A 4366-nucleotide genomic window follows, 5' to 3' on the forward strand; every position below is an offset into this window, starting at 1 on the left:
GCATCATCGTAAGCCTTTTGAGCTGCTTCTTGGTTGGCTGTCTTTTGGTCAGCATTGGCCTTGGCTGAATCGTAGACAGTTTGAGCTTGATCAGCTGCTTTTTGGGCCTCTTCTTCTGCTGCCTTGGCCGTTTCCTGGGCCTTTACCGCATCATCATTGGCCTTTTGAACTGTACTTGCCTCTTCGCTCGCGTTTTGCAAATCTTGCTCGTTCTTCGCTACGGCAGTATGTGTTGAGTTTGCTTGGTCAGTCGCCTTTGCTAAGTTTTCTTGCGCGTTTTTAAGATTAGCAGCAGCCTTGTCTTTAGCCGCGGACTTTTGCGCCGCCTGGCTTTGAGCCGTTTCTTGAGCTTGAGCGGCGGAAGCTGCCTGCTCTTTGGCTTGCTCTGCTGCCTCTTCCTTTTGGCTGACCTCTTTTGCCTGCTCGCTGGCCGCTTGGCTGGCAGCAGCTGAATTATTCCGCGCGTCCTGGAGGGCTTGCCCTGCCTTAGTTTGCGCTTCTTTTGCCTGGTCTAAATTGGCTTGATCAGCGGCTTGAGTGGTCTTGTTTGCCTCTGTAGTTTTAGCAGCTTCTGCTTGCGCGTCTTGAGCCGTGGTCAAATCGGCCTGGGCAGCTTCATTGGCCTTTTGCGCCTCATTGACGGCACTTTCCTGGTCAGCAACCGCGCTTTGCGCTTGGTCTGCTGCCTGTTGAGCCTGCGTGTTTTCTGCTTCAGCCGTCTTAACGTTCTCTTGCGCCGTCTTCAAGTCATCCTGGCTGGAACTAGCCTGCACGTCATTAGTGGCCGCGCTGACTGGCTGCGGTAAGTTTGCCGCGCCCAGGCTGACTGCCCCAATACCAGCAGCCGCAACTGCCGCCATCTGCTTGATCCGGGTCTCGCTTCTCGCTTTCATGTTTTTCCCCTTTTCACTCTTAAATAGTAAAATCACATATATATTTAATTATAAAGGATGGAGATATCCCCGGAAAAGTGGGAAGTATCGGAAAAATAAAGATTCTTTTATCTATTAGAAAGGCAAAAATATCATCAAAATGCAATAAAGCTGCTAAACTATTTTCGCCCAAAGGATCTGTAATTAGCTTATAATTTAAGTTAAACCGTCTGAAAAAAGAGCCTTTACAGGCCAACTTGTGCTAGGCTTGTGATTGCGAAAGGAAGTTTTTTATCATGGCAAGAATGTCGCGCAGACAGTACCAAGAAAGACAAGAACAAACCGCGCAAAAACAGACGCGGCAGGCAAACCCTAATTCTGTTCCCCGCCTGGATACTGACGGGGCTTCAAGAAGCGAGCAGAAGGTCCGGCTCAACTTCTGGCAGATCTTCGCTGACCGCCCTTACGTCACGGTCATCATGATCAGCCTGGCCATCTTCTGCATCCTGGCCAAGTGGTGGATCGGCCTGGCCATCATCATCGTCTTGACCATCGCCGGCATCTTCGTGATCGGCCGCTCCCATCACCCTAACCGGGTTCTCAGTCTGGAATTCAAGCTCAAGGCCTCCCGCAAGCTGAGCATGATCAAGGCCCTGCAGCTTCTGGGTTCAACCATCATGTTCCTGGCCGCCTACATGCGGCAGATCGTCAGCGTTGACTTCACCAGCGCCGGGACAACCGACAGTTTGACCGTCGTTCAGAACATGCTCTCCAGTCAGGGGACTTTCGGCCAGCAAGGGTCCTACTTTTTGAACCTCTTCAATCAGCTGACCGGGGGCTCTCTTTGGGGGACCTACCGCTACGCCACTAACAGCTCGCAGATGATGAACTCCACTGCCGGTACCATGATCATCCTCTGGATCTTCCTCTTGATGATCGCCCCAGCCTTCTGCGTTTTGTCCCAGTTCTTCAGAGAGCCTTACTCCCGGCACGTGATGACGGTGGCCTCCTTGATCTCCACCATCTCCTTTGCCTTGACGCCAACTCTGATGAACCGTTGGGTCATCTCATATGCCGTGGAAAACCAGATGAGCCAGGCTGCAGCGGAAAAGGCTGTCCAGGTCGGCAGCATGGTCTACCCGGCCATCATCTCCGCCGTCTTTGTCCTCGTCCTGGCTATCTACCGGGAGATCAAACGAGATGAATTTGAATAGCAATGAAAAAAGCTTCAGTATTGCTTTACTGAAGCTTTTTTGCTTGATTCTAAATCTACATTTCCTAGCCCAGCAATTTCTGGTACAAGGCGTAAGTCCGGGCGTCGTAGGCCACCATGATGACCCGCATTTCGTAATCCTTGTGTTCTCTCAGCCACTTGCGGACCTCACCGAAGGCCACCTTGCTGGCCGCGTCCAGCGGATAGCCGTAGACCCCGGTTGAAATCGCGGAAAAAGCGACCGAGTGCAGGCCGTTTTCCTTGGCCACCCGCAGGCTGTTTCTGTAGCAGGCAGCCAAAAGCAGAGGATCGCTATGCGAACCCGAGTAAACCGGCCCTACAGTATGGATGATGTACTTGGCCGGCAGGTTAAAGCCTGGCGTGATCTTTGCCTCACCCGTCTCGCAGCTGCCCAGGGCTCGGCAGGCCTCATTTAATTTTGGTCCCGCTGCCCGGTGGATGGCCCCATCGACGCCGCCACCTCCCCGCAATTCCCGGTTAGCCGCGTTGACGATCGCGTCCACCTTCAAAGTCGTGATATCTCCTTGCCAGATTTCCAAATTCATTAGTCTTTTTCGTCCTCCTCTAAGTACATTTCCCGGAACTTTTCCAAATCAGCCTGCTTGAAGCCCAGTTTTCTGGTAAAAAATTTGTCAAAACTGCCCCAGCCCTGCCGGATAGTCTCCGTGATTCCTTTAACCGCCGGACCTTCACCCCGGGTCACGTTCATCTTCGCGATCACCTGCGACAGCTTCTCATTAGTCGGATGCTGCTTCTCAATGGAAAAATCGTACAGCTCATCCGTCAGCAAATAGTCCTCAGCGATCGTCTTGTCGTCTACGCCCAGGGCCATCAAGATCAAAATACTGATGATCCCCGTCCGGTCCTTCCCGGCCGCGCAGTGGTAGACCAAAGCCTGGTCCTCCGGCAGTTTCAGCAGCTCCTCAAAAACCCGCTTGATCCCCTCTTCTGAGTGCTCATTTAACAAAACCTGCTGGTAAATCTTGGGCAGGTAGTCGTCAAATTCCGGCAGATGGTGGAAAAAGTGCAAGAAAGGATGGGCCTGGTTGAAGCGGTCCCCTTCAGCATAAAGGCCAATATTCACAAAACGGACCCCCGGCCAGGTCTGGTCCGGATACCCTTTTTGCTCCCGGCTGGACCGCAGGTCACAGTCCACCGTAATGTGCAGGTTGGCCAGAATCACCCGGTCCTTGGTCGACAGCTCGTTTAAAGCCGCCGACCGGTAGATCTTCCGCCACTTGACCCGGCGGCCGTCCAAGCCTTGATAGCCGCCCAGGTCACGGAAGTTGACCGGCATGTCCAGCTCAATCACCCTTTGCATCTCCATTCTGCATCCCTCTTTTCCAAAAATCCGCGAAAATTTCTTCTACCCTCCATTTTAGTTTTCCCGTAATTTTTTGGCAAAAAAACCGCCCCAGCCAAAGGCGGAGCGGTAAAAAATCTTATTCCAAAAACTTGTCCCTAAGCCGGTCCAAATCTCCTTGGCCAAAGCCCAGGCTGGCAAAGTAGCGGTCAAAGCCGCCCCAGGTCTGCCGGATCGTTTCCGTAATCCCATAAAAAGCCGTCTGGCTGACCTGGGTCTGGTTCATCTTGGCAATCTGCTTGCCCAAGCGGTCATTTTCATCCGCCTCATCCCAGTCCCGGCTGTATTCCCGGCTGAGCAGGTAGTCCCGCAGGATCTCCCGGTCATCCAGGCCTAAGGCCATCAAGACGATCACCGACACCATCCCGGTCCGGTCCTTGCCCATGGAGCAGTGGTAGAGCAAGGCATCGTCATCTTCCAAAGCCAGCATCTCCTTAAAAATCTCCCGCATCACCAGGCCCGTTCTGGGAGCGACAAGATTCTGCTGGTAGATCATGGCCAGGTAGGACAATTTGGGCAGCTTGCTGGAATACTTCTCCCAGGCTGCCTCAGCTTCTTCCTCTTCATCCCCGCTCTCGCTGTAAAAGTGGGCGTCGATCAGTTTGGCCCCTGGCCAGAGCTTGTCAGGGAAGTTGTCCTGCTCATGCCGGGAGCGCAGATCGCAGTCCACCACAATCTTCCGCCGGGCCAGTTCCGCCTGGTCAGCCTTGGTCAAGTAGCTCAAGGAACCCGACCGGTAGAGCCGGCCCCACTTGACAGTCCGGCCGTCCTGGCTCTTGTAGCCGCCCAAATCCCGGCAGTTGTAGCCGGCTTCCAATTTTACGATCCGCTTTGGCATTTTTTATCCCGAATCATAAAACTTACTAAATCTTGATAATCACATCAGTATTGGTAAGT

Annotated in this window: 5 protein-coding genes; 1 reads left to right on the forward strand and 4 read right to left on the reverse strand. The window is 53.2% G+C overall.

Annotated features, from left to right (window positions below):
* The coding region (locus ACI32D_RS07165) for a hypothetical protein (protein ID WP_439775899.1) at nucleotides 1-893 on the reverse strand (893 nt) is incomplete at its 3' end.
* Between the two features lie 275 nt (nucleotides 894-1168).
* Between ACI32D_RS07165 and ACI32D_RS07170 the strand changes: the two genes are divergently transcribed.
* A complete protein-coding gene (locus ACI32D_RS07170) occupies nucleotides 1169-2086 on the forward strand; it encodes a cytochrome C5 (RefSeq protein ID WP_439775900.1) in 918 nt (305 codons plus the stop codon).
* A 64-nt stretch (nucleotides 2087-2150) separates the two neighbouring features.
* On the opposite strand, the gene ACI32D_RS07175 is transcribed toward ACI32D_RS07170, so the two are convergent.
* The 3 genes from ACI32D_RS07175 to ACI32D_RS07185 all read right to left on the reverse strand — a co-directional run bounded on the left by ACI32D_RS07175 (nucleotide 2151) and on the right by ACI32D_RS07185 (nucleotide 4307).
* Nucleotides 2151-2651, reverse strand: coding sequence for an O-acetyl-ADP-ribose deacetylase (locus tag ACI32D_RS07175; RefSeq protein ID WP_003620452.1), 501 nt, complete (start codon nucleotides 2649-2651; stop codon nucleotides 2151-2153).
* On the reverse strand, nucleotides 2651-3433 hold the full coding sequence (locus ACI32D_RS07180) for a tyrosine-protein phosphatase (RefSeq protein ID WP_439775901.1): 783 nt from the start codon (nucleotides 3431-3433) through the stop codon (nucleotides 2651-2653). Before ACI32D_RS07180 ends, ACI32D_RS07175 begins: the two co-directional genes overlap by 1 nt.
* A gap of 115 nt (nucleotides 3434-3548) precedes the next feature.
* The gene (locus tag ACI32D_RS07185) at nucleotides 3549-4307 is read right to left on the reverse strand and encodes a tyrosine-protein phosphatase (protein WP_439775902.1); all 759 of its coding nucleotides are present in this window, start codon (nucleotides 4305-4307) and stop codon (nucleotides 3549-3551) included.
* Nucleotides 4308-4366: the final 59 nt, after the last annotated feature.

The organism is Lactobacillus sp. (assembly GCF_051873315.1).
In the GTDB taxonomy this organism is placed as follows: Bacteria; Bacillota; Bacilli; order Lactobacillales; family Lactobacillaceae; genus Lactobacillus.